Below are 3,609 nucleotides of genomic sequence, written 5' to 3' on the forward strand. Positions count from 1 at the left end.
ACTTCGCGGAGCCACACCAACGGGAGATCACAAAATGGTCACTCGGTAGCATCAGCGCAGGTCGACAAGGGTCTGCCCCGCGCAAGCGGGGGTGAGCCGGCTAACGGCTTCTCGTCCTCGTCCTCGCCCCTGTCTGCCCCGCGCAAGCGGGGGTGAGCCGCAGGCGGCGCGTCTCCAGGGCGGCACTCGCGAGTCTGCCCCGCGCAAGCGGGGGTGAGCCGCGTCGGTCGTTGCGCGCGCTTCCCACCCCTTCGTCTGCCCCGCGCAAGCGGGGGTGAGCCGTTCGCTCCGTCGACTCGGGCGACGACGCGCGGGTCTGCCCCGCGCGAGCGGGGGTGAGCCGACGACCACCCAGCTGGTGCAGGAGGCCCGGTCGTCTGCTCCGTGCAAGCGGGGTGAGCCGAACGACTGCTTGTGGGGGCAGAACGTCTCGGCGTTGGCCTCCGCAAGTGGAACGCTCTGGCGGGCGCCTGGTCGCTCAACGACTCGAACCACCTGGTGGGCACCAAACCTGGCCGCTCCACTCCGGACGCGCCTGACCCACTCGTGCCGGGGCGTTGGGGACGTTGGCACTTGCTGGCTATGGGTGGCCCGTCGTGCTGGTCCAGGCGTCCCTGGCGGGGCGAGCGGGCGATCGGTGCGCCGGCTCACTCACGGTAGGCCACCACCGCCCTGCTGGGCACCCAGTTCGCTTCGGGAACGCAGCCACATTTCGTGCGGCCACACTTCGTCCTGCGGGACGCAAAGCTCCCACCATGGGGGTTACTCGCGGGTAGGGGCGGAAGTGGATGATCGGGCGCTGATCGGCACCGGAACGCGAGAAGGCCCGCTGACCTGGTATGTTCCCAGTGTCAGCGGGCCTTCTCGTAACCGTCGGGACGACAGGATTTGAACCTGCGACCCCTTGACCCCCAGTCAAGTGCGCTACCAAGCTGCGCCACGTCCCGGTTACCGTCTCGGTGTGTGAACACAGCTTACCCCACCCCTCGTGCCCCGTCCCACCGGGGGGTGCCTTGATCTGGTCAGCCCGCTGACCTGCTCCGATGCGGGCAAGTGCCTGAAGTCGGGGAGTCCTCACGTGGCGCCCGATCGCTGACACCGGAACACGACGGCGTGCACGCTGGAGGCGGTCCCTCGTGAAGCGGGTCCGCACACCACGGTCTCCACGCAGCCCGCGGAGCCAGGGACCTGTCGGGGCCGGGCCCCTCGGTGGTCCGGGGGTGGCCTCCCGCCGAGGTGCGGTCACCCAGCGGTGGCGCGCGCGGGCTCCACGTCATGGTCCTCCGCGCCAGGGGCGTTGCCGAGCAGCCGCTCCAGCGTGTCCCGGGTACCGGTGGCCGGGTCGGGGAGGTGCAGGACCAGCCGGAGCTCCGGGCGGTCGGGGAACCGCAACACGCTGTGTTCGAACACCAGCCGGCCGGCCTCGGCGTGGTGGAACTCCTTCACTCCGTGCGTTCCCACCCGGACGTCGTGGCGGGACCACAGTGTGGCGAACTCGGGGCTGTCCGACCGCAGTCGCTCGACGAGCGCGGGGAACACCGGGTCGTCGGGGAACCGGGCGGCGTCGGCGCGGAACTCCGCGACGATCCCCGCCGCGGTGTCGTCCCAGTGCCGACTGCCCGTGCGGTACCCGGGGTCGGTGAAGAACGAACGCAGGCAGTTGCCGTCAGCCCCGGGATAGCCGAACACGGCCGCCGCGGCCTCGTTGACCAGCACGAAGTTCCAGTGCCGGTCGAGGATGTGCGCGGGGTTGGGCAGCCAGGCGTCCACCAGCCGGCGCAGTTCGGGGGTGGCTGGGGAGGGTGCGGTCGCGGAGGGAACCGCTGGCGGGTTCAGCCCGGCCAGCAGGTACAGGTGGTGGCGTTCGGTCTCGTCGAGCAGCAGGGCCGAGCTGATGGCGTCGAGGACCTGGCCAGAAACCCGGATGGCCCGCCCCTGTTCCAGCCAGGTGTACCAGGAGACGCCCACCCCGGCGAGGACGGCCAGCTCCTCCCGCCGCAGTCCAGGGGTGCGCCGCCGGGGACCGGCGGGCAGGCCGACCCGTTCGGGGCTGACCCTGGCGCGTCTGCTGCGGAGGAAGTCCCGGAGTTGCGCTCGCCGGGAGGCGTTCGCCTCGGTGATCCGGGTGGTCACGACACCAGGATAGGCGAGCACTCCCTGGCGGTGGTTCGTCGGCCGAAGCTTGCGGCCATGGTGGAAAGTGGTACCGCGTCCGGCGCTGCGCAGCGCCTCGACGTGCGGCGTCGACTGGTATTGGCCTTGTTGTGCGGCACCGAGTTCATGGTCGCCGTGGACTTCTCCGTGGTGAGCGTGGCGCTGCCGACGATCGGAGCTGAGCTCGGCCTGGTTGGCGCCAGCCAGCTGCAGTGGGTGGTCACGGCGTTCGCGCTGCCCTTCGCGGGATTGCTGCTGCTGTTCGGCCGGATGGGGGACTTCGTCGGGCGGCGCCGCATCTTCCTGGGAGGGCTGCTCGTGTTCACCGCGGCCTCGCTCGCGGCTGGCTTCGCGACCACGGCGGGCGCGCTGTTCACCGCGCGGGCCGTCCAGGGGTTGGGCGCCGCGATGCTGACGCCTACCGCGCTGTCACTGATCACGACCTCCTTCCGGGAGGGGCCGGAACGGGAGCGGGCGTTGGCGGTGAACGGGGCGGTGCTGTCCCTGGGGTTCGTCAGCGGGGTCGTCCTCGGCGGAGTGGACACGGACGGGTTGGACTGGCGCTGGACGATGTGGATCTCCGTGCCGGCCGGGGTGGTCATCCTGCTGGGCGCGTCGCGCCTGCTGCCCGCACCCGGTCCGCGGCGGTGGGGTTCCGACCAGGACCGGGTCGCCGGCCCCGGCCAGGTCCCGCCGGGGGAGCACCGGGGAACGGCCGCTGGTCTCGATCTCACCGGGGCACTGCTGGCGACGGCGGCGCTCGTCTCCGTCGTGTTCGGTGTGGCGAACGCCGAGGCGTCCGGCTGGGCCAGCCCGGGAGTCGTGGTCCCGCTGCTGGGAGGTCTGGTGCTGCTGGGTGCCTTCCCGCTGGTGGAGGGGAGGGTTCCGAGCCCGCTCGTGCCGCCCCGGGTGCTGCGGCGTCCCTCGGTGTTGTGGGGGAACCTGGCCGGGTTCGTCACCTTCGGCATGGCCACGGGTACGACGGTCGCGTTGACCCTCTACCTGCAGCGGGTGCTGGACTTCTCGGCGCTGGTCACCGGGTTCGCCTTCGGCGTGCTCGGGGTGGCGGCGATCATCGCTGGCGGCGTGGCCCCTCGCGTCATCAGCCGGTGGGGCAGCCGTGGGGCGCTGGTGGTGGGCCTTTTCGTGCAGGCGGCGGGTACTGGTCTGCTGGTGCTGCTCCCGGCCGCGAACGGTCTGCCGGTGGTGCTCGTGGGCATGGCTGTCGTGGGGGTTCGGTCATGTGCTGGCGGTCGTCGGCTTCACCGTCACCGCCACGTCGGGTCTCACCGACCGGGAACAGGGCTTGGCCACGGGGCTGAGGCAGACCTTCCAGCAGACGGGGGGCGCCGTGGGTGTGCCGCTGCTGGCCTCGGTGGTCGCGATCGGACGGCGGGCCGGCACGCCCACCTCGGGGTCCGAGGAGGCACTGCTGGTGGGAGTGCGTGCGGCGGG

2 protein-coding genes, 1 tRNA gene and 1 CRISPR repeat array are annotated in these 3,609 nt (G+C 71.7%); of the genes, 1 reads left to right on the forward strand and 2 read right to left on the reverse strand.

What is annotated here, in order from left to right:
- Window positions 1–70: 70 nt before the first annotated feature.
- Window positions 71–343: a CRISPR direct-repeat array (repeat unit 29 nt; unit sequence GTCTGCCCCGCGCAAGCGGGGGTGAGCCG).
- A 530-nt stretch (window positions 344–873) separates the two neighbouring features.
- Both ACTIDRAF_RS0223125 and ACTIDRAF_RS0223130 read right to left on the reverse strand, forming a co-directional pair.
- Window positions 874–947, reverse strand: a tRNA-Pro gene (locus ACTIDRAF_RS0223125).
- A gap of 295 nt (window positions 948–1,242) precedes the next feature.
- A complete protein-coding gene (locus ACTIDRAF_RS0223130; protein ID WP_016701081.1) occupies window positions 1,243–2,133 on the reverse strand; it encodes a helix-turn-helix transcriptional regulator in 891 nt (296 codons plus the stop codon).
- A 57-nt stretch (window positions 2,134–2,190) separates the two neighbouring features.
- Between ACTIDRAF_RS0223130 and ACTIDRAF_RS30715 the strand changes: the two genes are divergently transcribed.
- A partial coding sequence (locus ACTIDRAF_RS30715; RefSeq protein WP_157163230.1) for an MFS transporter occupies window positions 2,191–3,609 on the forward strand: 1,419 nt, incomplete at its 3' end.

The organism is Actinoalloteichus spitiensis RMV-1378 (assembly GCF_000239155.1).
GTDB classification, from domain to species: domain Bacteria; phylum Actinomycetota; class Actinomycetes; order Mycobacteriales; family Pseudonocardiaceae; genus Actinoalloteichus_B; species Actinoalloteichus_B spitiensis.